Annotated in this window: 24 protein-coding genes and 1 pseudogene; 21 read left to right on the forward strand and 4 right to left on the reverse strand. The window is 31.5% G+C overall.

All coding sequences use genetic code 11. The annotated features are described in order from the left end of the window. The first annotated feature begins 3 nt into the window (after window positions 1–3). From MHH59_RS12605 to MHH59_RS12660, 12 genes and pseudogenes are all read left to right on the forward strand, one after another. Window positions 4–678, forward strand: coding sequence for a DUF3885 domain-containing protein (locus tag MHH59_RS12605; RefSeq protein WP_016127018.1), 675 nt, complete (start codon window positions 4–6; stop codon window positions 676–678). A 24-nt stretch (window positions 679–702) separates the two neighbouring features. After that, window positions 703–1,413 (forward strand): 5'-methylthioadenosine/S-adenosylhomocysteine nucleosidase, encoded by a 711-nt coding sequence (gene mtnN, locus MHH59_RS12610; protein ID WP_016127019.1) that lies wholly within the window; start codon window positions 703–705, stop codon window positions 1,411–1,413. 16 nt (window positions 1,414–1,429) lie between these two features. Further along, a complete protein-coding gene (locus MHH59_RS12615) occupies window positions 1,430–2,065 on the forward strand; it encodes an SDR family oxidoreductase (RefSeq protein ID WP_016120249.1) in 636 nt (211 codons plus the stop codon). Window positions 2,066–2,079: 14 nt separating this feature from the next. Further along, a complete protein-coding gene (locus tag MHH59_RS12620; protein WP_340851322.1) occupies window positions 2,080–2,820 on the forward strand; it encodes a class I SAM-dependent methyltransferase in 741 nt (246 codons plus the stop codon). Between the two features lie 27 nt (window positions 2,821–2,847). After that, window positions 2,848–3,696 (forward strand): GNAT family N-acetyltransferase, encoded by an 849-nt coding sequence (locus MHH59_RS12625; RefSeq protein ID WP_002127510.1) that lies wholly within the window; start codon window positions 2,848–2,850, stop codon window positions 3,694–3,696. A gap of 192 nt (window positions 3,697–3,888) precedes the next feature. Then, entirely contained in the window at window positions 3,889–4,452 is a 564-nt protein-coding gene (locus MHH59_RS12630; RefSeq protein ID WP_033708111.1) for a class I SAM-dependent methyltransferase, read from the forward strand. 416 nt (window positions 4,453–4,868) lie between these two features. Next, a complete protein-coding gene (locus MHH59_RS12635) occupies window positions 4,869–5,348 on the forward strand; it encodes an SRPBCC family protein (RefSeq protein WP_199662806.1) in 480 nt (159 codons plus the stop codon). 79 nt (window positions 5,349–5,427) lie between these two features. Continuing rightward, window positions 5,428–8,598, forward strand: a complete 3,171-nt coding sequence (locus tag MHH59_RS12640) for an ATP-binding cassette domain-containing protein (protein ID WP_016120250.1) — start codon at window positions 5,428–5,430, stop codon at window positions 8,596–8,598. Window positions 8,599–9,055: 457 nt separating this feature from the next. Next, window positions 9,056–9,397: a PadR family transcriptional regulator gene (locus MHH59_RS12645; protein ID WP_002032268.1), complete on the forward strand. Its 342-nt coding sequence runs from the start codon at window positions 9,056–9,058 to the stop codon at window positions 9,395–9,397. Continuing rightward, window positions 9,394–9,904 (forward strand): annotated as a pseudogene (locus tag MHH59_RS12650) (hypothetical protein). The gene MHH59_RS12645 and the pseudogene MHH59_RS12650 overlap by 4 nt, the downstream one beginning before the upstream one ends. Beyond that, a complete protein-coding gene (locus MHH59_RS12655) occupies window positions 9,904–11,355 on the forward strand; it encodes a serine hydrolase domain-containing protein (RefSeq protein WP_340851324.1) in 1,452 nt (483 codons plus the stop codon). Before MHH59_RS12650 ends, MHH59_RS12655 begins: the two are co-directional and overlap by 1 nt. Window positions 11,356–11,418: 63 nt before the next feature. After that, window positions 11,419–12,225, forward strand: coding sequence for a MerR family transcriptional regulator (locus MHH59_RS12660; protein WP_033713794.1), 807 nt, complete (start codon window positions 11,419–11,421; stop codon window positions 12,223–12,225). Window positions 12,226–12,310: 85 nt separating this feature from the next. On the opposite strand, the gene MHH59_RS12665 is transcribed toward MHH59_RS12660, so the two are convergent. Beyond that, a complete protein-coding gene (locus tag MHH59_RS12665) occupies window positions 12,311–13,027 on the reverse strand; it encodes an SDR family oxidoreductase (protein WP_002085411.1) in 717 nt (238 codons plus the stop codon). Window positions 13,028–13,221: 194 nt separating this feature from the next. On the opposite strand from MHH59_RS12665, the gene MHH59_RS12670 reads away from it, so the two are divergent. From MHH59_RS12670 to MHH59_RS12705, 8 genes are all read left to right on the forward strand, one after another. Then, a complete protein-coding gene (locus tag MHH59_RS12670; RefSeq protein WP_033713746.1) occupies window positions 13,222–13,560 on the forward strand; it encodes a winged helix-turn-helix transcriptional regulator in 339 nt (112 codons plus the stop codon). Window positions 13,561–13,847: 287 nt separating this feature from the next. Beyond that, window positions 13,848–14,600 (forward strand): class I SAM-dependent methyltransferase, encoded by a 753-nt coding sequence (locus MHH59_RS12675; RefSeq protein ID WP_003189406.1) that lies wholly within the window; start codon window positions 13,848–13,850, stop codon window positions 14,598–14,600. Between the two features lie 136 nt (window positions 14,601–14,736). Next, window positions 14,737–15,570 carry an alpha/beta hydrolase gene (locus MHH59_RS12680; protein WP_003189408.1) on the forward strand — a complete coding sequence of 278 codons (834 nt, stop codon included), beginning with the start codon at window positions 14,737–14,739 and terminating at the stop codon, window positions 15,568–15,570. A 117-nt stretch (window positions 15,571–15,687) separates the two neighbouring features. After that, entirely contained in the window at window positions 15,688–16,482 is a 795-nt protein-coding gene (locus tag MHH59_RS12685) for a VOC family protein (RefSeq protein WP_003189410.1), read from the forward strand. Between the two features lie 116 nt (window positions 16,483–16,598). Continuing rightward, window positions 16,599–17,306 carry an aminoglycoside phosphotransferase family protein gene (locus tag MHH59_RS12690; protein WP_003189412.1) on the forward strand — a complete coding sequence of 236 codons (708 nt, stop codon included), beginning with the start codon at window positions 16,599–16,601 and terminating at the stop codon, window positions 17,304–17,306. Window positions 17,307–17,462: 156 nt separating this feature from the next. Next, the gene (locus MHH59_RS12695) at window positions 17,463–18,059 is read left to right on the forward strand and encodes a TetR/AcrR family transcriptional regulator (protein ID WP_002127527.1); all 597 of its coding nucleotides are present in this window, start codon (window positions 17,463–17,465) and stop codon (window positions 18,057–18,059) included. Window positions 18,060–18,262: 203 nt separating this feature from the next. Continuing rightward, a complete protein-coding gene (gene lpdA, locus MHH59_RS12700) occupies window positions 18,263–19,642 on the forward strand; it encodes a dihydrolipoyl dehydrogenase (RefSeq protein WP_078179184.1) in 1,380 nt (459 codons plus the stop codon). A 247-nt stretch (window positions 19,643–19,889) separates the two neighbouring features. Then, window positions 19,890–20,345 carry a cupin domain-containing protein gene (locus MHH59_RS12705; RefSeq protein ID WP_016127029.1) on the forward strand — a complete coding sequence of 152 codons (456 nt, stop codon included), beginning with the start codon at window positions 19,890–19,892 and terminating at the stop codon, window positions 20,343–20,345. Window positions 20,346–20,459: 114 nt separating this feature from the next. On the opposite strand, the gene MHH59_RS12710 is transcribed toward MHH59_RS12705, so the two are convergent. Next, a complete protein-coding gene (locus MHH59_RS12710) occupies window positions 20,460–21,437 on the reverse strand; it encodes a phosphotransferase enzyme family protein (protein ID WP_340851327.1) in 978 nt (325 codons plus the stop codon). Between the two features lie 325 nt (window positions 21,438–21,762). On the opposite strand from MHH59_RS12710, the gene MHH59_RS12715 reads away from it, so the two are divergent. Continuing rightward, window positions 21,763–22,839 carry a helix-turn-helix domain-containing protein gene (locus MHH59_RS12715; protein ID WP_003189417.1) on the forward strand — a complete coding sequence of 359 codons (1,077 nt, stop codon included), beginning with the start codon at window positions 21,763–21,765 and terminating at the stop codon, window positions 22,837–22,839. A gap of 70 nt (window positions 22,840–22,909) precedes the next feature. Here the strand turns inward: MHH59_RS12715 and MHH59_RS12720 are convergent, their stop codons facing one another. Together MHH59_RS12720 and MHH59_RS12725 are read right to left on the reverse strand one after the other, a co-directional pair. Beyond that, window positions 22,910–24,601 (reverse strand): M3 family oligoendopeptidase, encoded by a 1,692-nt coding sequence (locus MHH59_RS12720; protein ID WP_340851329.1) that lies wholly within the window; start codon window positions 24,599–24,601, stop codon window positions 22,910–22,912. Window positions 24,602–24,618: 17 nt separating this feature from the next. Continuing rightward, window positions 24,619–25,557, reverse strand: coding sequence for a DMT family transporter (locus tag MHH59_RS12725; protein WP_000185903.1), 939 nt, complete (start codon window positions 25,555–25,557; stop codon window positions 24,619–24,621). Window positions 25,558–25,617: the final 60 nt, after the last annotated feature.

Raw genomic sequence — 25,617 nt, forward strand, 5'->3', positions numbered from 1 at the left:
AAAATGCAATTTAAAGAATATATGAATCAAACATTCCCAGGAGTTACGTTAGTACCGTCCATATACTTTCAGTGGGAAAATCATCTTCATTTTGATTTTGGGAAAGATAAATATCAATTCAAAGAAGATGGTAACACGTATAATATGAAATATTTTACACAACTATATAGGTATAATAAAAGTCTATTTAAAGATATATTTTCAAAAGAAGATACCGTCTTTTTAGTCACAAATGTTTATCGATTTAAACAGGAAAATATAAAAAATGCGCAGAAAATAAATGTATACAATAGGTTTATTAAAAAGAGGGATTTAAAGTTTCATATAAGACAAGAAACATTCCCTTTTCTATTTGAAGATGAAGAAGCTGACTTATATTGTACATATCAATTTTCTTTAAAATGTCTTGCTGAAGATATTAAATATGAACCGCTTATTCAAGCAGCTAATCATGAAGATTTCCCTGACCTACGTCCACGTCTAGGGCGAAAAAAAGAAATTTCACATCCAGATGTATTTTTTATAAATGTAACAAAGGATATTATCATGTTTATTTATGATGATAGAGGATGTGAAGTAATTGCGAAGAATAAAGAAAAGATACGGGATTTATATGAGAAGTATAAAGAATGGATACCAGAATATGAACGAGAGAGTATAGATGACTTATTTACATGAAATTAGGAGGAAGTGAAGTGTGTAATGAAAAGGATCGCAATTGTATCTGCATGGGAACCAGAGCTTACGTATTTGCATCAACATTATCCAAGTGAGCGTGTAGAAAAAATAGCAGCTTGGGAATTTCATTTTCATTCTATTAATGAATTAGAAGTTATTTCAGTTGTAACTGGTGTCGGTAAAGTAAGTTGTGCTAGTTGTGTACAACTATTAATAAGTGAATTCCAGCCAGACCAGTTATTTATGACAGGGATTTGCGGGAGTTTATCAGATAAGGTGAAAAATGGACACATCGTTGTAGCTCTTAATACTTTGCAGCATGATGTTACAGCGGCTGGTTCAGGAGAAGATAGTTTTAATCTATATGATGGTAGAACAGCACCTATTGAAACAACTAAATCACTCGTAAAACGAATGAAGAAATTGCGTTCGTATGACCCGGTCCATTTTGGTACATTTCTATCTGGAGATCAACGTATTCGAAGTTCAGAAATGAGGTATTTACTTCATACTGTATACGGTGCTTTAGCCGTTGATCAAGAAGTGGCAGCATTTGCTTATGTATGTCGTGTAAATAACAAACCATTTCTATGTTTAAAAGCTGCCTCAGATCAAGCGAATGACAAAACGAAAGAAGAACAAAATGTTTTTAAAATGTTAGCATGTGAACGAGCGTGTGAGCATTTAATTACTTTTTTACGTGTTTATGAGATTACTGTAGTTAACAATGTATAGTAAGAGGAGTATAGTGATGAAAGCTACAAATAAAATAGCGATTCTTGGTGCGAATGGAAAAGTCGGAAAATACCTCGTAAATCAAGTGTTAGAAAAGGGCTATCAAGTACGAATATTAACGAGAAATTCTAAAAATATGACGATAACTAATGAAAATATAGAGACTATCAGTGGGGATGCCCGCGATTTTTCAGTCATACAGGAATTACTTCAAGGGTGTAAAGCTGTGATTAATGCGGTGGGTCAGCCGAAAAATGAACCTTATATTTTTAGTACAGTTACGAAGCATATTTTAAAAGTAATGAAGGAATATGAAATGAAGCGCTATATTCTTATTTCTGGAGGATCCTTAAATGTAAAAGGGGATCAGAAGGGAATTACAAATAAAATAGGGGCTAATTTGTTTCAATTATTTCTTCCAAAGATGATGCAGGATAAATATAAAGAATTGCAAATTATACAAAGTAGTGAAGTAGATTGGACAATTGTTAGATTACCCTTTGTTATAGAAGGAAATGGTACTGGTGATATTAAAGAGAGTTTAGTAGATATGCCAGGAATCAAAATTCAAAATGGGGATATTGCACCGTTTGTTATAAAACAAATAAATAGTGAGACATATGTAGGAAAATGTCCACTCATTTCAAATTAAGAGGTGAATTATAATTGCATACGTATTATGGAGAACTTTGTACAAAGATATATGAAAGTGATAAATCAATTGCAGCCGGAAAAGAATTGGATTTTTATCTTTCTTTTGCAAAAGATAAAAATATACATGTGTTAGAACCAATGTGCGGAAATGGTAGAATGTTAATTCCCTTTATGCAAAATGGTGTGAATATAGAAGGGTTTGATATTTCGAAAGATATGCTTAAAGTTTGTAAAGTTAAAGCAGAAAAATTAAACTTAAAACCGGTTGTGTCACAAGGAAGAATAGAAGAATATCATAGTGATAAAAAATACGATCTTATTATGATTCCTATCGGTTCATTTTCACTTTTACCAAATAATTTAGTAGACAATAGTCTTCAAAATATGAAAAACAACTTAAAGGAAAATGGCAAATTACTTCTGACAATTGTACAAGGTGGAAGTGAGACAGAACAAATTTTAGATTGGATAGAGACAAATAGAAAAGAAATTAACAATGAATTAATTGTTGAGTATAGAAAAGTTTCATATGATAAGGCGCAAAAACTTCTAAATATTATACTGAAATATGAAATCATTCATGATGAGAAAATAAAAGAAACTGAGATTATGGATTTTCCTATAAGACTATATGATTTAAAAGAATTTGAAAATATACTTATTACTAATGGGTTTAGTCAAATTGTTGTTCATGAAATAAAAGATGGATATGGTGAAGGTAATTCATTTCATGTATTTGAATGCAGTTTATAACAAGTCAAAGCGGGGGATTATACTTATATGATTCAATACAAAAGATGTAGTGAAGTAAGTATAGATTTAGTGTATAAAGCTTTTAAGGATGGATTTTCAGATTACATCATTAAACTGGAAGTTTCAAAAGAAGATTTTATAAAAAGATTTTTTGGGCCAGAAGGGAATTCGCTAGAACACTCCTTTCTTGCTTTAGACGGTGACGAATGTGTTGGTGTAATACTTGGTGGTATTAAGGTATATGAAAGTATAAAAACAATGCGCTGCGGAACATTAGCTGTTCATCCAGAATTTCGAGGCATTGGTGTAAGTCAAAAGTTATTTGGGTTACATAAAGAAGAAGCGACACAAAATAAATGTAAGCAGCTTTTTCTTGAAGTTATTGTAGGAAACGATCGGGCGATTCATTTTTATAACAAATTAGGTTATGAAAAAGTATATGATCTTTCTTATTATAATTTAAATGATTTAACTAAAATAATGAATAAAGGTAATAAAAATATTGAAGTAAAACAATTAGAATTTCCAACATTTAAAGTTGAGATTCAGAAATGGTTAAACTTCCATATAAATTGGCAAAATGATATTAATTATATCGAAAAAACAAATCATACATTTTACGGTGCATATTTCGATAATGATCTAAAAGGTACTGTATGTATAAATGAACAAGGTAAAATTAGTTTTATTTTCATAGACAAAGACTATAGAAATATTGGTGTTGGGACGAAATTATTACAGGTAGCAAGTGAAGAATTAAAGTTATCAAGTTTATCAATTGGGTTTCCAAACAACAATTTACTGGAAGGGTTTTTAAAGAAATCTGGATTTGAAAAGAATTCTTTAGCACAATATGAAATGTATTTATTGCTATAAAAAGCGGAAGGAATTATTCTTTTCGCTTTTTATTTTGCACTATAAACGTTTTTGCTGTATGTGGGAGGATAAGTAAAAACAACAGAAGTTTTGTTACCAATCTTATTGAGCTAACTGGCACTTTAGTTGAAAAAGGAAAATGTATAGTAAACATAGAATATATTAATACATTAAAAGATTTATGAGGTGAAAGTGATGGCAATTAAGCAAGACGAAATTAAAGTAGTAGTCGGAGCTGGAGTATTTAATAATAATCCAGGTTGGGTTCAAACGCAAGAAGATGAACTTAATTTACTAGACAATACCACTTGGGAAGAAAGATTTGAATACAATTCCATTTCAGCTATTTTAGCAGAGCATGTATGGGAACATCTTACTTTTGAAGAAGGTGTAAAAGCAGCTGAAATTTGTTATAAATTTTTAAAGCCATCAGGTCATATTCGGTGCGGAGTCCCAGATGCATTTTTCCGAGATGAAACCTACCAAAATATAGTTCAAATAGGCGGACCTGGCCCGAAAGACCACCCAGCTGCAAGTCATAAAATCGTTCATAATTATAAAACATTAACGAAAATGTTTGAAACCGCTGGATTAGAGGTAGTTTTACTTGAACATTGTGATGAAAATGGTCAATTTTATTACAATGAATGGGATGCAAACGATGGTGTTATTTTCCGTTCGAAAAGGTATGATTCTAGAAATCGAGGCGATAAACTTGGTTTTCCATCGCTAATTGTTGACGCGATTAAAAGGTAAGTCATTCACCTAGAATAGGTGTTAGTTCTATCAGTTCATGAGTCGCAAATGCGGCTTTTTTTATTTGTTTTGTAAACCTACGTTTAGCAAGGAATTAGACATACATAACTTGATTTGAATACTATATTAGCTCTTATTAACACCATTTATCTTAAAGGAAATTGCTTTTAAATATTTAATGGAAATATCATATAAAGTAAATAAATCAACGTTTTCTCATGTTGAATTTTTTTGCGGAAATGTTGAGGTACGCCTATTGTAATAAACACATGGAGAGAATATATGATAAATCAATCAATGTTCAAGATACCATTCACACATTAAATTAATATTTCATTGCCATAGAGATTTCTTTTATACATAAATTCGTGTAAAATAAGAACATATATTCTATATATAAGTAGGAGGCAATAAATATGTTGGCTGAAATAGAGAAACAAACTGACGGCTATATTGTGAAATTTGAACGCCAATTTTCTTATACAATAGAGGAAGTTTGGTCTGTTTTAACTGAAAACAGCAAGCTTAAAAAATGGATGTCTAATTTACAGATTGAAAATCTTAAAACAGGTGGAATTATAAAGTTCGACATGATGGATGGTTCATTTTTAAATATTGATATTTTAGAGTGCCAACTAAATTCAGTACTTGAATTCACATGGGATAAAGATCGTGTCCGATTTGAAATACATAAAGAGGAAAATGGTTCTCTTTTACTTCTTAAAGAATACATTCAGGAATTAACTGATCATACACCGAAAGATATAGCTGGTTGGCATATTTGTTTAGATCTTTTTTCTTCCGTTTTAGAAGGAGAAGAGAAGGTGTTTTCAAAAGATGAGTGGGAATATTGGTTTGATAATTATAAGGTTAAGGTTGATGAGGTGAAAGATTAGGGATTAAATTCATGGTATTTATTATATAATTGTTATCTTATAAAAATGATTTTTAAAAACAATAAGAATAGAGGTTAATATGAAAGTAAATCAATTAATTGCTAATAACATAAATAAACTTGATACTGTTATTCCATTTAATAAATCACTTGGTATTGCTGGTTTATCTGGATCTGGAAAAACAACTCTTTGTCAAACAATTGGTGAAGAATCAAAGAAGCGTCTAGTTTCCTTATTGCCAAAGGCTGAATATCAATATTTATTTCCTAATATTATGGAAACTAATTTTAGTGCCATTAAGATGGAGGAAATGCCTTTAGTACTTTTTTTAGGAAAATCATCAATTTCTTCCAATCCGCGTTCGACGATTGGTACTCATACAGGTGTTTTTAAAGAGATTCGTGAAAAATTAGCGGAAGAATTTAATCTTTCTCCTGAAGTCTTTTCATTTAATAATCAATTAGGTTGGTGTGCTGGCTGTAAAGGGCGTGGTACTACTAAAAATATTGAGTGTAAAAAATGTAAGGGGAAACGTTATAGTGAAGAAGTTGAACAACGTACTATTGAGTTATTTGCTGAATCACATACAATTTCGGATATTAACGATTTAAGTGTTGAATCTATTCTTTCACTAGCAGAAGAATTAAATATTAGTGAAGCAAAACAACATATACTGCAAAATATTATCAATATGAACATTGGTTATTTAACATTAAATCGAATTATGGGTACGTTGTCAGGTGGAGAATTAACACGACTTTACTTAGCTGAATTCATGGCAGTAAGTGAAAATGCTGTAATTATTATTGATGAAATTTCCGTGGGGCTTGATCACGAAACATTATTACAAATATTAGAAGAGATCGAAAAATTAGGGTACAAAAATCAAATTTGGCTCATTGATCATTCAGATACAGTACTGGATACAACGGATGAGCAAATGTTCTTCGGACCTGGTAGTGGAAAATATGGTGGAAAAATCGTAAAAGAATCACCAAGGCCAAAGCCAATACTATCGGAACGAAATTACAAAATGCCAACAGAATATTATACATTCCATGAATTATATTGCCGAAATATCCAAATGACTGAGTTTCAGATTCCTAAAAATAGACTTGTAACTGTTACAGGAGAGTCTGGATGCGGGAAATCTACACTTGTCAATGAGTGTTTAGCTACAGATTTCTTGAAACGATATCCAAAAGATAAACTAGTTATGGTAGGGCAAGATCGAAACCAATCGATTACAAGTCGATCAACTGTAGCAACTTTCTTAGATATTAAAAAGAAACTGACAAAGTATAGTGAAGAAATTGATGATATTTTTGAGCGCTCAATTGAGGATATTATTGATGAAATTCCAAACGAAGATATTGCGTATAAACGCTTGAGCCTACTAATCAAATTAGGACTGGGCTATTTAACATTAGAACGAAAAACACAAACATTATCAACGGGTGAGTTTCAATGTGTTCATTTAGTTTCTGAGTTATTTGCAAAAACAAGAAATCCACATACATTGTTTATTTTTGATGAGCCTTCAAAAGGTTTATCGCAAAATATTTTAAATCAATTTATAGATAGTGTTAGAGGGATATTACAAGATGAATCAGTCTCTATCATAATGATTGAGCATAACAGTTACATGCTAGAAAGTTCTGATTATATTGTCGATTTTGGAAAAAGACAGCTTGAATCTATAGAGCATCTTGATGTAGTAAGTCATGATGATTATTATCGTCAAAAAAGCAGTGTGAATAATGCTGAGCAAATACATATTTCTTCAACACTGAATCAACAAAATGGAATTAATTACTTAGAAGAAAATCATATTGATTATTTTAAAAATGCAGAAAACATCTATAAGGGTGGCATATTAAAAAGCTTATCATCAATGGCTCGTTTAATTTACGGTGAATACGAATCTGATACAATTGCACCTGTAGTTGCTATTGATCTCGAAAGACATTTGTATAGTCAATATAGTTTCTTATATGAAATTGGTGGATTGATCAATCATATTGTAGCTGCTCATCCGACTAATAAAGATACGAGAAGCTTCGATTTCTATTCTCAGGATAATCATTGCCCATCATGTTCGGGACGTCTTCAAATTGAAGTTTTTGATAAAGAAATTACAATTCAAGATAAAAATGTTCCATTTTGGGATGGTCTATTCGATCCGGAAATCATGAAAGTATTAAAATTTTATCAATATGAAAAAATAGAATTTCTATTTGAAGAAATTAAAAATGAGCTTGGTCATGATTTGTCAAAGAGCTATAATGATATGTCTGAGGAAGAAAAACATACATTCTGGTACGGCTATTTTGATAAGTCCTTTTATGATAAGAAAGGAAAGACACGTAGAACATGGGTAGGATTTAATACAATTATTGGCGGATATATTGTTATTTCAAAAGCAGCTATTAAAGAAGATATTAAGACTTCTAAAGAAATGATGACATGTCCAATTTGTGAGGCAACTGTATTAAATCACCAAAAATCGCTTAAATTTGGAGATACAGATATTCGTGAAATTATCAATCAGCCGCTTAATGAAATAATAAAAATTGTAGGAGATTTACCTGTACTCATCAAATTGAAATCTATCGTAGGTGACAATATGATTATGACAGAAGATGTCTCGTTACTGCCTAGGAAAACACAAGTTGCACTGAAAATGTTTGAATTAGAACAAGCAAGCTTTTCAAACTATGAAATGGTGTTACAAAATGTTTTACCATTCTGGAGCCAAATTAAAGGTAATATCGAATCAATCAGCAATAATAATAAGGTGACTATTTGTGATTTCCAAAATATCAATGAAACAAGAGAAACTATCATAGATAAGTATTTCACAAATGGAAAATATAAAAAATTAACATATGTGTATGAAGCATTTGGTTATAAAAAATTAGTTACCCAAATTAATAAAATTAAAAAAAGCAACCCATGTCCATTCTGTAACGGAAAAAAAGTTATAACCGAGGATAATCTACATGATGGCGTGTTTAAATTAACAATTCCATGTATAACTTGTAATGCAAGTGGTATTAATGATGAAGGGCTTAAAGAAATTGTTGATGGCATAGATGTACAAACATGGTTAACTGGAAAAGTTAGTGATGTTGTGGATGAAAGCTTACGAACTGAGGATGTTCCAGACATTCTAATATTTAATCGAATTCGTGAGTTGAATAAGCGAGAAATGATGGCAGTTTATGAATGTCTTGAGAAAAATAATTAAATTAAGAAGAATAAAAAATAGTGGTCAGTTAGGGATTAAAAACTCATTTGCAATAATCTGCAAATGAGTTTTTATGTTGAAGAAGAGTTTCTTTAAACGTGTTAAGGTGGATAGATAATAGAGCAAGAAAAATCTATTTGTAATACCAATATAAATTATTCTTAAATTTTAAACTGAAAGGTATTACAGGTTGGCATTTATGTTTAAGTTTTGTTAGTCTTTCTAAGATGTAAATACCATTTATCTGTGAGAGTTAGTTTTAAATCGTTAATTATGATCATTTATTATATAATTATTGACGTATAAAAATGTTTTTTTTGGATAATAATTTAGGTTATTTGGATAATAACACAAAAGGAATATGCTACTTTTTTAGTGATTGTATAATTATTAGAATTTTTAAATTTAACAGAAATATATACTTGAATGAAGTATATATTTCTGTTAAATTTATCCTATGGACAAAACAAGTTTAATTAAAGGTCATTTAGAAATGTGTGTGTTATCTATTTTGTCGAAAAAGAAAAGTTATGGTTATGAAATTATGAAAGAACTTGAAGTACACAATTTAAAATTGAAAGGAGTAGGAAGTATTTACCCTATTTTAACTAAGTTAAAAAATCAAGAGTGGGTAAATACTTATCAAGAAGTAACAGACAGTGGTAAAGTTAGAATCTATTATGAAATTAATGAAAACGGGAAAATACGTCTTGAGAAGAAAATTAATGAGTGGTTAGAATTACAATCTGATATTCAAACATTATTAAAAAGTGGTTTGAAAGGAGACCTTCTGAAATGAGGAATGAATTAAACGGTAAAGAAAATCAATTTTTAACTGACGTACTTAAGGAATTAAAGCAATACGATATCAGCTTAGAAGAAAGGGAAAATATTAAACAACAAATTTTAGAGCATATTCAAGAATGTCGTGAAAATGGGGAGGATAGTATAAATGATCTAGTTACGCCTCAATTATTTGTTCAAGATTTTTTAGAAATAAATGAAATTGACCTACAAGTTAAAATGAGACAACTTCAAAATGAAAAGGGAAATTCGAGCACATTTATCTTAGGTGGCATATTCATCGCAGTTATTACTTACCTCATCTCACAAACTACACTTTCACTATTTTTAACGGAATCATTTAACGGAACTAATCAAAAATACATTTAATTATAATCTTTTATATCGTATAGCAGAGAATCAATGGTGGAACTATGTATTAATAATGTTTAGTTTTACGCTCTCTATATTAGTATTTATTAGCCTAGTAAGTTATAAAAAAAGAAAGCTATCTAAAGTATAATGAAGAAAACTATCTATAAACTATTTCAAATTTGTATTCTTTGTAATGTATTAATATTATGTATCGTACATCCAAAAGTTTATGCTCAGCAAAATATTAAAGTTACATTAGATAAGTATATTGAAAAATTTATAAAGGAACAGAACATTCCTGGAGCTTCCGTTGCAATTGTACATCATAAAGATGTATTCTTTACAAAAACATGGGGGATTACTGGGGAGTCTGAAAAAAAGGTAACTAGTAAAACCCCATTTGCGATTGGCTCAATAAGTAAATCTTTAACAGCTTTAGCTATAGTCAAGTTAATAGAAGATAAAAAAATAAAATTAGAGGATTCAGTTCAACAACATCTTCCTTCGTTTAAACTAAAAGATACACAATCAACTTCAAATATAACAATCCAACATCTACTAACTCATACAAGTGGAATAAACACATATGAAGGCTTAGCATTATCAGATAAACAATTGAAGAGTTCTAAAGCATTAAAGGAAAATGTAATGAAACTTTCAAAAATAAAATTAAATGCCCCACCAGGGGAAAAATATCAATATAGTAATGCAAATTATATGATACTTGGTGCCCTTATTGAGGCAGTCACAAATGAAACATATTCTTCATATATAGAAAAGCATGTTTTTCAGCCTTTAAAAATGAATGGCGCAGCGGCAAATAAAGAAAGTGCATATGAAAAAGGCTATTTAACAGGTTACCAGTCGTTGTTTGGTATACCAAGAAAAAGTGTAGTGTCTTATGATAATGCTGGAGCACCGTATGGTTATATTACCGCGAATTTGGAAGATATGATTCAATTTATAATGTTTTTGAATCACCAAGACCACACTCAATTTTTAAAGAAAGAAAGCATGGATCTTTATCTATCACCGCTTTATAAAATAAATTCAGAAAAAAGTTATGGGTTTGGATTAAGAACAACAAATATAAATGTAAGCGAAACGATGGTTTGGCATTCAGGATCAACGCCTGATGCTCGTGCAGAAATGTTTATTTTAAATAAAGGTGGCTGGGCTGGTGTGATTTTAACGAATAAAAATCATGTATTAGAAGAAACAGCACTAACGGTATTGAAAAAGGGGATTATTAGTATTTTGAATGGGGAAAAACCTGGTGATATCCCTAAAAACATACCATTCACACAAATTGTTATGTCGATAGTCACACTCTCACTCATTATTACATCAATTATGTTAATGAAAAAGTATAAACGTAAGAAAACTTGTAAAAAACAAACTTGGCTGTTCGTTGGGAGTATATTTCTACTATTATCTAGTATTTTGATCCCACTTCTTATTTATTGCACAAATTCACCGTGGCATACGATTAAATTGTTTGCAGCAGATGTAGCTTTACTCGCTAGTATTACAGTAATATTATTAGCTGTGAACGGACTAATATCAATATTTATAGCCCTGAGGAGCAAGAAAGTATAAGGATAAATAATTAAAGAAATATAATTAAAGTTGTTAAAAATAGTTGACTCTCACACAATGTCATTGTTTAAGCTAAAGTTGAGATTCGAGGTATCTAGAATTTTTAGGAGGAAACCACGTTTAAAATTGGAGCTATTACAGCCAGTAAAAGTCGATGAGCAAAGTGGTTATCGATATTATTCAGCAGCCCAATTAAAGAAAGTAAATCAAATTCAAGTGTTAAAAGATATGGGATTTAATATTGCCACTATTAAAGAATTAGTAGAGAGTGAAAATATTGAAGTAATAAAGTCACAATTTGAAAATCGTAGTGCTCAAATAAAGGAAGAAATGGACGATCTCAAAAAACAATTACGTCTCCTCGAAGACTCAATGAAAACGATGAGAGAGGATGTTATTGAAATGAACTATCATGTTTCATTAAAAGAAATTCCAGAAAGAAATGTAGCAAGTGTTAGAAAGGTTATTCCATCGTATAATTGCGAAGGGGATTTATGGAGTATATTGATGCAAGAAATTAATGTTAAAAATATTAGTATAGCTAATCCGATTTATAGTATTGCTACATTCCATGATCAAGAATATAAGGAAAATGATGTGGATGTAGAAATACAGATAAATATTTTAGGGGAGCATGAAAATACAAAAGATGTTAATTTCAAAAAGATAGATCCATCCTATGTAGCTTCAATAACAGTTAACGGAAGTTATGAACAAATGACAGCTGTAAATGAGGCGGCAGCAAAATGGATCGAAACGGAAGGTTATGAATTAGCTGGACCGATGTTTAATATTTATCACGTTAGTCCAGCGATGGAATCAGATCCTAATAAGTGGGTTACAGAGGTTTGTTATCGGATAAACAAATAAACAATAAAGTAAAAAGGACTCGTTGATTAACCATAATAGCCTCCTTAATACTAGTTAATCTAAGGAGGCATTGAATTGTTATAAATTAATGATATGTGTATCCTCCATCAGGAAATAATACATTACCTGTAGTAAAACCATTTTGCATTAAATACAGGACAGTATGTGCAATTTCATCATTATACCCAGGTCTCTGTACAAGAGAAAGAGATTTATAATCTTCATAAGCAGCTAGTCTTTTCTCATTTTGTTCATTCTCTCTTCGTATCGTTCCAGGAGAAACAACATTAACTCTAATAGGAGCTAATTCAACAGCTAAAGCTTTCCCTAAGCTTTCAATAGCACCATTACAAGCGCCATAAGCAGGTGCACCTTTAAGTGGTCTTTGACTAAATGCACCGGACATTAACACGATAGATCCAGATTTTGAAAGAAAAGGAATTGCATATTTTACGGCGTAATATTGTGGCCAAAACTTTCCGATAAAGCTGCTTTCAGCAATTTCCTCTGTAGCGGTTATTGGTCCAAGTGTGTAAGAGGCTCCCGGTGTGAATAAATGATCAAAATTCCCAACTGTCTTGAAAAAATCTTGTAATTGCTCTTTATTTTGATTATCCAATACATAAGTTTGAAGATGGTTGTTATTTATTAATTCTCGAGAAATTTTTAATTTTTCTTCCGAGCGTCCTGCAATAATAACATGTGCGCCTTGTTCGATTGCTTGTTTTGCTGTTACTAATCCAATACCAGAGCTTCCACCAATGATAACGATACGAGTATCCTTTAATGTAGTAATAGACATATTTTAGCCCCTCCTTTAATAAAAACTTTAAAATAAAACTGCTATGCTTTTATTATTCGCTAAAAGATTGCAAGTGAAAAGTACGCACTTTATATGTACATAGTCGCAAATTTCGTACTAATCGCTTGTTATATGGATACATAATATAAAAAATTACTCATTATAATTTATGATTTGAGGGAGTGGTGAGGAAAGTGAATTTAGAGGAACCGAAATTAAAAGGGGTAATAGCGACATTACAAATAATCGGTGGGAAATGGAAGCCACTTATTTTATTTATATTATTAACAGATGGAACGAAACGGTTTGGTGAATTAAAGCGATTAATACCAGACATTTCTCAAGGAACATTAGCGAAGCAGCTTCGTGAATTAGAACAAGATCAACTAATACAACGTGAAATTTATCAAGAAATACCACCTAAAGTGGAATATAGCTTAACTGAGCATGGAAAAACAGTTAGTACTGTTTTAGATAGTATGTGTGGTTGGGGAAGAGGACATTTAGAATATATTGATAAAAATAAAATATAACATTATTATGTAAACTAAATGGAATTTGTCGAAACATATCGTTTTAATAATTTGTATTTTATAATATATAATTAAGTAGTGTTATAGGTTATTATATATGCAGTCTTCCAGATGAGGTGATATAGCTGAAATGCTGTATCGTTCGAAGTAACTAGTTGTTCGGGGCTGAAAAAATGCGTAGCAGATATAAAAGAAGACGTAGGCCCTTTCACGATAATATCAACTATGAGTCTATTTCGAGAATCATCTAAACAGTTAATGCATTTTTACAAAGGGGAAATAATAAAATGAATGAATTAGAGTATAAAAGTTTTTATGATAAAGTGGGACGATTAAATGGGTGGGACTTTAGTAAGCTAAAGTGTGAAACTGTAGGTGACACTTGGGACTTTTATGGCGAAGTGCAAGAAAGATGTAAACCATCAGATATTCTACTTGATGTTGGCACAGGTGGAGGAGAGAATATATTAAAAATAGCATCTTCAGCTGCATTACTGATTGGAATAGATAATTCTAATGGAATGATCAAAACAGCACATTCCAATTTGAATAAAGCAGGTATACAAAATGTTGAATTTCTTCAAATGGATTCGGAATTTTTAACGTTTCCGCATGCTCATTTTGATATTACTTCAAGTTGTCATGCGCCGTTTGTAGCATCTGAATTGGCAAAAGTAATGAAAAAAGGTGCTTTTTTCTTAACACAACAAGTTAGCGAACATGATAAATTAAATCTTAAAGAAGCATTTGGTAGAGGGCAATGTTTAGGTGAAAGAGATGGTACGTTAAAAGATAATTATATGGGTGAACTTATTAGTGCAGGATTTGAACTCGTACAAGTACGTGAATATGATGTTACTGATTATTACAGTACTCCTGAGGATCTTATTTTCTTATTAAAACATACGCCTATTATTCCTAGATTTGGAGAAAAAGAAGAGGACTTTAATATTTTACAAAAGTTCATTGACGCTAATAGTTCCGAAAAAGGTATTCGTACGAATTCAAAAAGGTTTATGATTATTGCTGTTAAATCATAGTGTATTTTAACGTAAAAGCTGATTTTCTTTAAAAGAAAATCAGCTTTTTTTGTGGAAAAGAATGCAGGGAAAACTTAAAAATCATAGAAATAGGTAAAGTGGTAATCTAAAAATTGAAATATAGGGGATAATTATTTTGAAACGTTACTATATTAACAACGAAAAAATAAACGCACATATTACAGAGTGGAGAAATAATGAAAAGTCCGTTATCTTTTGTTTACATGGGTTAGGTAGTACGAGTTTAAGTTTTATAGAAATTGCAGAGGAATTAAAGGAAGAGTATAGATTTATCTCCATTGATGCACCTGGGCATGGTAAAACACCGCCCTTTGAAAGAACGGAAGATTATGAGATGCTGAATTTAGCAAACTGGTTAAATGAAATAATAAATGAACTGAGAATTGAACATTTCTATTTTTTATCACATTCGTGGGGAAGTTTTGTAGCACTATTTTATTTATTAAATAATCCAGAAAAAGTACTAGGAAGTATTCTTATTGATGGTGGATATCAAACAAAAAGGCTTCAAGAAGAAACGCTTGAAGAGGAAATCGCGTATTACGAAAAGGATTTTGAAGAATATATTTTTAATAATTGGGGTGGATTTTTCAAAAGTGAAAAAGAAGCATATACTAGGTGGTCTCCATTATTAGAAGTTGCTGTAAAAGACCTAGGGATTGAAATGGATAATAAAGTATGTTGGCATGCGAGAGGTACAACAGCTGGTAATATAATAAGAGGTATGCATAAAGATGAAACGATAGATATTTACGAGAAGTTACCATCTAATATTATATTGCTTCGAGCTACAGTTCCACAAATATGGGATGAATATAGAGATAAAACAGTGAGGATTTTCAAGTTAAAAACTGGCGCGAAAGTAAAATTAATCTCTGATACTACACATTTGTTACACTGGGATAAACCAGAAGTTGTTATAGAGGAAATAAAAAGTAATTGGAGCTAACATATTCATACTAAAGTTGTAGTTTTTACATGAAAAATCCACCCTTCGGTTTGATTTTATCTATTTATAAGTGTAATACAATAAGAATAGATAATAAGAAACAAGGGGGAATGTAAAGTGATTACACATATATCAGATATAAAACTACAAACGGTTTCTATAGAAGGGGTAAAACAAGTCTATAAAGACATATTATCTTTTCCAATAAAAAAAGAAATCGCATCATATATTCAATTTGAAGTAACACCGTATACAACAATTAGTTTTCAAGAAGTATATGAACCAATTGCACCTGCGCATTTCGCTTTTGAGATCCCATATTCAAAGTTTCATGAAACGGCAAAATGGCTTAAAGAGTCTGGATTACTCATTGTGAAATGGAAAGATGGTCATACAATTGGTGAGGAGAATGGTCTATTCAATTTATACTTTAAAGATGGTGATGGAAATCTTCTCGAAATTATTGCACATAGTTATGTTAAAGAAGATGTATTAGTCCCGCATTCACCGTTAAACATTTTATACGTAAGGGAAATTGGTCTTCCGGTTAAAAGTGTACCTGTATTTACGGAATGGTTGAAATCAAATCTAGACATGAAAACGAAGGAAGATGGGGATATTTTTAACTTTGTAATAGGTGGCACTGCATATATCGTTGCAACCTGGTGGCAGCGACCGTGGATTCCAATCGCGATGAAAGCTTTACCACCGAAAGTACATGTTTCATTCGGAACACCGGATCATGCGTTTTTACAACAAATCCAAAATAACTTTAAGAAAAATGGTGTTCCATTTGAAAGTAAACATACTGAAGTATTGTTTATTCAACAAGGGTATTCATTTTCTGTTTTGCATACACCGGAGTTTCATTCCGATATTCCTAGAAAATTAAACTTACCACTTTCTATATAATTATAGGGAGGGGTAAGTTTTTTTCATTTTCATGAAGAAGGGTTTCAGTATAATTACACTGAATTTATAGAGGACTATAAGGCGTTATTCTAATTTACTGTAAGGAGAGAAATGAATTGAATCTAGGAAATCCGATAGCCAAAGGAAATACGGCTGAAATTTATCTTTGTGATAATAAAGTTGTGAAATTGTTTAAAGAATACCTCCCTAATACAGAATCTCTATACGAAGCACGAAAACAAAAGTATGCATATTCATGTGGTTTACACGTTCCTAAAGTATTTGAAGTTACAGAGATACAAGGTAGACAAGCTATTATTATGGAATATGTAGAAGGGGAAAGTGTGGGTGAGCTTTTGCTTAATAATTTGAGTAAAGCGGAGCATTACATAAGTATATGTGTTAGTGTACAACAAAAGATTCATGCGATCTATGTGAGATCGGATGAAATAGAGCTGATGGAAAAGAGGCTTTATCGTCAAATTAACTCCGTACATGATCTGGATGAAAAACAAAAGGGAAATATATTAAAAAAGTTAGATTCAATCACATTTGAACCTAGATTATGTCATGGTGATTTTCATCCGTTTAATTTAATTATGAGTAATGGTGATGTGAATATTATAGATTGGGTTGATGCTAGTTCAGGTGATATTCGTGCAGATGTGTTTCGGACATACTTATTGTATTCACAGAATTCAGAGGAATTAGCTGAAATGTATTTACATATATATTGCAAAAAAACAGGTTTATTAAGAGATGAAATTTTCCAGTGGGCTCCTATTATTAGCGCAGCTAGATTGGCAGAGAGTACACCTCTGTAAATAAAAGATGTTTTCAAGTATTTATTTTGATCCCTATTAAAATAGTGAATCATTTATTTTTTTACTCATTGATTCTCTCCGTTATTTTTCTTGCTAATTCTTTTCGGTTTGTCATATACTAAAAAGAGACCAAATGTTTTCTTTTAGGAGGACACTATGCGTAAAGGTGAATTAACAAAAAGAATGATTCTTGATCGTTCCTCTGCTCTGTTTAATATAAAGGGGTATAGTGGTTCTTCAATTTCTGATATTATGCGAGAGACTGGGCTAGAGAAGGGTGGTATTTATCGTCACTTTAAAAATAAAGATGACTTGGCTGTTCAAGCCTTTCAGCACGCAACTTCACAAATGGGAGTGCGTTATATTGAAGAAATAAAAAAAGCATCCACTACATTTGATAAGTTAAAAAGTTTTATCTCAGTTTTTACATCTCTCGTTCATAATGATCCTCTTCCAGGAGGCTGTCCAATCATGAATGTAACGTTAGAAGCAGATGATTCCCACCCACTTATGGCAGAACAAGCACAGATAGCGATGAATCAATTACTTGGAATGATTGAAAAGATTATTACGAATGGAATTGAGCAAGGGGAGTTAAGATCAGATACTCAAGCAAAGCAGATTGCTATCATCTGGATTTCTTCTCTTGAAGGAGCACTTGCCTTGTCACGCTTATACCAAGATACAGTCTATATTGATACAGTATCGTCACGACTTTTAGATGAATTGGAAAAACAAATTACGGCCAAGTAAGCCGTAATTTTTATCGCAAAAAAGAGACTGTTCGGTTTCTTTTTTGAGGGGGTGATCACTTAATAGAAATTCCATGATGGAACTATGAAAAAACGGTTGAGAGAAGAATGGTACTAATACAAAATAGTAAATTGAAAAATGTGTAGAGTATGAACAATTTCGGCCTACCTGTTTCTAATTTTTGGAGGAGTGTGAAAAAGGATATGAGAGAAATAGAAACAATCGTAATTGGCTCTGGACCTGGAGGATATGTTGCTGCAATAAGAGCTTCACAATTAGGGCAACAAGTGGCAATTATAGAAAGAGAGAATCTTGGTGGCGTATGTGCTAACGTCGGCTGCATTCCATCTAAGGCACTTATTTCTGTAGGTCATCGTTTTGAGGAAACAAAGCATTCAGAAAATATGGGTATTTTTTCTTCTGGTGTAAATGTTGATTTTGCAAAAGTACAAGAATTTAAAAACAACGTTGTAAAGAAATTAATAGGTGGTGTAGAAGGGTTATTAAAAAGCAATAAAGTAGAAGTGATAAAAGGTGAAGCTTATTTCATGGATGCTAACACTATACGAGTAACCAATAAAGATGCAGCTCAAACATATACATTTAAAAATGCAATTATAGCTACTGGATCACGCCCAGTTGAAATTCCAACATTTAAATTTACAAAACGTGTGATTAACTCTACAGGTGTACTTAGTTTAACTGAAGTTCCAAGTAAATTGGTTGTAATCGGTGGTGGTTACATTGGTACTGAATTGGGCTCTGCTTACGCTTCCCTCGGTTCTATAGTAACAATTATTGAAGGAGGTAAAGATATTTTAACTGGCTTCGATAAACAAATGACTCAAATTGTGAAAGAAGACCTTATAAACAAAGGTGTTACAGTAATAGTAGATGCATCCGCTAAAGGTGTTGAAGAAGTTGAAAATGGTGTAATTGTTACCTACGAAATTGGTGGTGAAGAAAAGAAAGTTGACGCTGATTACGTATTAGTAACGGTTGGCCGTCGTCCTAATACTGAAAATATGGGTTTTGAAAAAATCGGTATTGAGTTTTCTGACCGCGGTTTATTAAAAGTTGATCAACAATGCCGTACTAACCTTCCGAACATTTTTGCTATCGGTGATATTATTGCTGGTCCACAGCTTGCACATAAAGCATTTTACGAAGGAAAAGTAGCTGTTGAAGCTATTTCTGGTGAACTATCATGTGTTGATTACTTGGCAATTCCAGCAGTTTGTTTCACAAATCCTGAATTAGCTACAGTTGGTTATACTGAAGAGCGAGCAAAGGCAGAAGGCATGGAAGTAAAAGTGATTCAATCCCCATTTTCAGCAAACGGTCGTGCACTTGTATCAAATGAAGGAAAAGGGTTCTTGAGGCTATTGGTGCGTAAAGAAGATGGTGTATTAGTAGGTGCTCAAATCGTGGGTAATGGTGCATCAGAAATAATTGCCGAAATGGGTTTAGCAATTGAATCAGGCATGACAGTTGAAGATATTGCATTAACACCACATGCTCAACTAACTTTAAGTGAGATTGTGATGGAAGCTGCTGAGGCCTTAATTTACAATTTTAAATAAATATTAATTAATAAAAATTGGATTACTTCGTTTTTTAGAAATTCTAAATAAAATAAATGTAGAGATAAATAAATATGTAAAAAACAATCTTTACTAATAAACTTCTTAATAACATATTATGGCTAATTGAGCCGTTTTTTTTACCGTGAAAAAGAGACTATTCGGTTTCTTTTTGTGAGAGGATTTATTCATTTATTAGAGAATTAAAAGTCGAATTATGGAAAACAATTATGAGAGGAGAATACAAATGAGTCAATTTGTTAATTCAACAATGGAAGGTAAAAATTTTAGTGCTGTTCAAGTAGGAAAGTGGGAGGATCTGCTTCAATATAAAAATGGAAATCCATTTAAAGCTCCTGGAAAGGTATTTCTTAAAGATGACTTACAATGTACAGGGATGGAAGTTTCACTAAATGTTTTCCCTCCAGGCATTTCAATGCCCTTTTATCATAAGCATAGAGAAAATGAAGAGCTGTATATCTTCGTCAAAGGAAAAGGGGAATTCAAGATTGATGATGAAATTCTTGAAATCAAAGAGGGTACTGTCATAAGGGTGGCACAAGAGGGGGAAAGAATTTGGCGTAACAATTCAAGTGAACCTCTCTATTTTATTTGTATTCAAGCTAGGGCAAATACTTTGGAAGAAAGTAATATCGAGGATGGTATTAAGTTAGATAAATCCGTTGAATGGATTGAAAAATAGGTGCCACTGTACGATTAAATATCGTTTCGCTCCTTGTATTTTGTCTTTTGAAGAAAACTTATCTATAGAAAAGTACACCCAATTGTTAAACTTAATGTAACAATTGGGTGTACTTCATAGGAAACCAACTGTGTTTAAAGAATGGCTTTTTTCAATCTTTATTCTATAAAGGTTCATTATCCGTACTTGTTCCTCAGTTAACTCTTCTTTATTCCAATACATATGCATTAAACTATATTCGAATATCTCCTTTAATTTAATAAACAATGGAAGCTGCTCTATCATTTCTGTAGGTAGATCATTTTCCTCCTGGTATCCGTCGATTATTGCTTTTGTAATAGAATTCTCATAGTCGACTATGTTGCCATTCCCAACGAAAGAATATTCTATCGCGCTATAGACTGGAACAGCTAAATCGAATATGTAAAAATGTTTTTCACAGTCTTGAAAATCAATCATTGTTAAATTTAAATCATTGTCCACTAATATGTTTTCTAACCATAAATCTCCATGAATTAAGCCGTAATTTGAAGTGGACTTTGGCAGCTCCTTTATAGAAGTTAAAACGTCAGATGCAATTTCTCTTATAGTAGTCTCTTCTTTTGGGATATAGTTAAGAAAATTATACTCATCATTTTGATACCAGTCGTTTATATGTTTTACTGGTTCAATACTTTCAAAATTTTTAGATGCACGATGTAATTTGCCAATTTGTTGACCAAGCTTTTTAAATACATTAGAATTCCATTCGTTTCTTGGTAAATGTATACCAGGAGCAGCTTTATATAATACAGCAAAAACTTCTTTGTCTAATGTTATTTTCTCTACTAAATTCCCCTTTAAAGAAGGTATTATGGGAGGGACTCCTAAGCCCTTTTGATATAAAAATTTCGTATATGTAACTTCTTCTAATTGCTCTTCATATGTTTTATAGTTTGTAATTCTAACGAAGTAAGTACCTTGTGCTGTGAGACATTGATACATTTCATTTGTTATTGGTTTCATTTCAATAAAATCCAATGGATATAGTTTATTAATTAGTTTAAGTATCTCTTTTTCTATATTATTCATTTTAACTTCCTTTCCAAACATAAATTTTCCACTCACAAAACTACTAGTTCATTAACTTACAAATTTCGTGTTTTATTTGGTAGAATCCTTTAAAAAAGATTTATCCCGTAAAAGTCCGATTAGTATGGGATAATAATCAGTGGGGAGGAACAAGCTCCCCACTGATTAAAGTTTCACTTTATTGAAAAGTAAATGTATGACAAAATAAGATAGCTGAAAAAATATGAAATGAGTAATTACATATGATATTTAAAGGTTCTAGAGGGTGGTTAATGTTATAAACCACAAGAAATATCAAAAGAAAGAAGTGGATACTTCTTATAATATTTAGTGAGGAGGGAGATAAATGAATGAACATATACAGCTAATGATTGAATGGATTGAGGGCAATTTAAAAAAGGAGTTTTCATTAGATAAATTATCTGATTATATGGGGTATTCTCCTTACTTCTGTTCGTTTAAATTTCATCAAGTAACAGGGATAAGTATTAGACGATATATTCTTCTTAGAAGATTGTATTTATCAACGGAAGATTTGACGAATGATAGAAAGATAATTGATATCGCATTTGATTACGATTACTCTTCGCAAGAGGCTTATAGTAGAGCATTTAAAACTGTTTTTGGTATAACCCCAGGGAAATTCCAACTTAACAAAATACCGGTTCAATCATTTATTAAACTCTCAATCAATGATGGCAAGGAGTGGGATAGAATGAATTTTTCTAGAAAAGTTGAAGTTAATCAGTTACGAAATGCGAAGAGTGAGCTGTTTGATAAAGATGTACTAAACATATTAAATGGTCAATTTATGTATGAAGAATTTAAAAGTGAAAGACTAATGGGGGAATCTGATTACGCTCCATTTAATGAAGCTATGTGTGTAAATGCGACTACTGCACAGATTTTTGATGATGAGTTTATTAAAACAAGGGCAGAAGGACATCAAGGTACTGTAGAAAATTATATAAAAAAGGTTATTCATCCTTTAGAGAATCTTTTTAAGAAAGAGTATAAATGTATCGTTTTATGGTTTGGTGAGGATATGTTTTGCCAAATGAATCTACTTACCGTACTTTCTTATCTTGAACAGTCTGATTATAAGGGAAAAGTATACTTAAATAGCTTCAGAGAGGATGGATTTAAAGTAAGTCAAATTGAACTTGAATTAGGAAACTATTTTTCAGTTTATAATCAAGTTCTAGTAAATCAAAAAAAGCCATCTCATGAGATACTACCTGTAATGTATCAGGCGATAGATTTATATTTAGAGATGCTAAAAGAAAATAATGTAGTAGTAAAGTATATCTCCAAAAATAAAGATTTACCAACACAAGAGTTATTAAAAAGGTTATTTAATCTTTTTCCAACAATAGGATATGGGGACGTACAATATATAGAGCTTATTAATAAAGCGAGATGAAAATTGAAACTAATTAGAAGAGAATACAGTAAAAAAGATGCACCTATCCTTTTAGGTGCATCTTTTTTACTTATATTTGTTTAAGTAATTCCAATTCCTCTTCTACAAATGCCATTAATTCTTTTATTGTCTCACTAGAAAAATCAAAACGAATTCCAGCTGCTTCATATACCTCTGGTAAGGATTCAGAGCTACCTAGAGATAATGCTTTTTTGTAATTTTGTAGTGTTTGTTTAGGATTCTTTTTATATTGTTTATACATTTGCAATGCACCAAGTTGCGCGATTGCATATTCAATATAATAGAAGGGTATTTCGAATATGTGTAGTACAGGTAACCAGCCAGTTGCTATCCAGTTTTCATAACCTTCAATATTTACCACATTCGATTGGTAAGTGTTATGTAATTCTAAATATTTTTCATTTCTTTCTTTAGCAGTATGATTTGGATTTTCATACATCCAATGTTGGAATTGATCAACGATAAGCATTTGTGGTAAATACTTAACAATATCTTTAAAGAAATCTAATTTTGCTTTTATAAATTCTTCTGTATTCTCATAAAATGTATCCCAATACTCCATCGAAAACAATTCCATTGTCATGCTGGCTAGCTCAGCTGATTCTGAAGGGATTTCTAAATATTTTTGTAGCTTTAGCTGCTTCATACATTCATTATGAATACTATGGCCCATTTCATGGAGGAAAGTAGTAACATCATAATGTGTATGATTGAGATTCATAAAAATAAAAGATAATTGAGAAGCAGGTAAGTGTTCGCAAAATCCTCCAGGTGCTTTTCCTTTACGACTTTCTAAATCTAAGCAATCATTTTTATGCATACGGCTCAATAATGCAGAAAATTCTGGGTCTAGTTTTTGTAAAATATGAGAACTTTTTTCGATTAAATCACTCTCGTCTTCAATGGGTTTTAATACTTTTTGATTTGGTGCGGCTGCTTTTAGATCCCACGGACGAAGTGTATCTACTTGAAGTTCAGCTTTTTTCTCATTAAATATATTATCAATAAGTGGCACAACGTATTTACGAACGGATTCTGCAAGTTCATAGCAATCATCAGCCGTATAATCAAAACGTTCATGTTTTTTAAACATATAATCACGATAATTATCTAATTGAATGTTTTTTGCCTTTTGGTGACGGATTGCAATTAATTCATTTAAAATCTGTTGTAAATTATTTTCAACAGATAAGAATTTTTCAGAAATGAGCGTTTTTGCTTTTTTTCGTATATCACGATTCGGATTTTGTAAGTAAGACTGTAGTTCAGTAATTGTTTTTTCTTCGCCATCCCATAGTGCAGTCAAACTGCCTGTAATTTCGAAGTACTCGGTTACTAATTTGTCTTCTTTTACTTCTAAATCAATGTTCTTTTCACAAAATAATGTTTGCGCATTTTTTATTTTTTTATCTAGTAAGCTATAAGTTTTTGGATCAAGTTGCATTCGAAATGGTGACTCTAAATATTTATTATCAAAGGAATTTTGATAACGTTTCAAAAGAGGCCTTACATATTGTTGATCATATTCAAACGTATCTTTTATTTCTTTGTTATCTGTATTACATTGAAAGTCAATATAGTGTGATCTCAATTGTTCTTCGATTTCCCATATTAATTTCGACTGTGTTTTCAGCCAATTTTCTAAATCTTCTCCTGAAGAAATGGGTTTACTTAATAAAGTAGATAATTCGTTCTCTAGCTCATGTATATTACGGATATCCATCGTATTAGAGTTCTGCATTATTTACCCCTCACTTTTTATTTACTCAAGGAGGTATTCTTCTTTTTCGCTATGATTCCTTTTTTTCCTAGAAAATTTGTGCCTATTACTCCAAGAACAATCATAAGTGTACCGACAATATGATAGTAGGCAATTTGCTCGTGTAAGAATACAACGCCTGCGATAATGGTAATAAGTGTAGATAAGTTGCTAAAAACACTTATTTTGGCTGCTTCAATATAAGATAGTGAATAGTTTAATAATAATGCTGTCAGTAAGGAAGATAGTAATCCTAAATATAAAATGGAGATAAGGAATGTTCCATTCGTAAATGGCTTAAAGTATACAGTTATTGTACCTTTGTTCATATGGTCAATGATTGCGATGAAATTAAAACTAATAAAACCGATTGCTGTCATTGTGTATGTTAAATCCATCAGCTTGAATTTCTTTGTCATTTTTCGAGCTAATACATTGTAGCAAGCAGATGATAATGCCGATAATAAAATGAGAATAACACCGATAAAGCTCGTTTCATGAGCCCCTATACCATTCATAACAAATATATAAATGACACCTATGACAGAAATACATACTGATGTTTTTTGCCATGTATTCGTATATTCTTTTAAAAAATAGGAAGCTAGTATCATCGTAAATATAGGGATCGCTGCTTGTATAATTCCAGCTTCAGATGAACTTGTATATACTAAGCCAAATGCTTGGAAAGCAAAGAACAATGCTGGATAAAATATTGCGAGTGGTAAAAGTGTAAGTATGTTTTTAAATGATATATTTAACTTTACAAAACCGAAAATAACCGGAATGGTTGCTGCTATGAAGGCAACTGTAAAACGGTGAGCCAGAGTATCAAGAGGACTCGTAATGGTTAGTGCTAGTTTCACAAACATAAATGAAAACCCAATAATAAATGAATAGAGTAATGCTGATATATATGCTTTTGTTGTATTTGTCATAATTCCACCTCATAGTAGTTGATTTCTTACTGGCCAGTATACGTACATAGTAATCCTTCT

The organism is Bacillus sp. FSL E2-0195, assembly GCF_038003645.1.
GTDB classification, from domain to species: domain Bacteria; phylum Bacillota; class Bacilli; order Bacillales; family Bacillaceae_G; genus Bacillus_A; species Bacillus_A mycoides.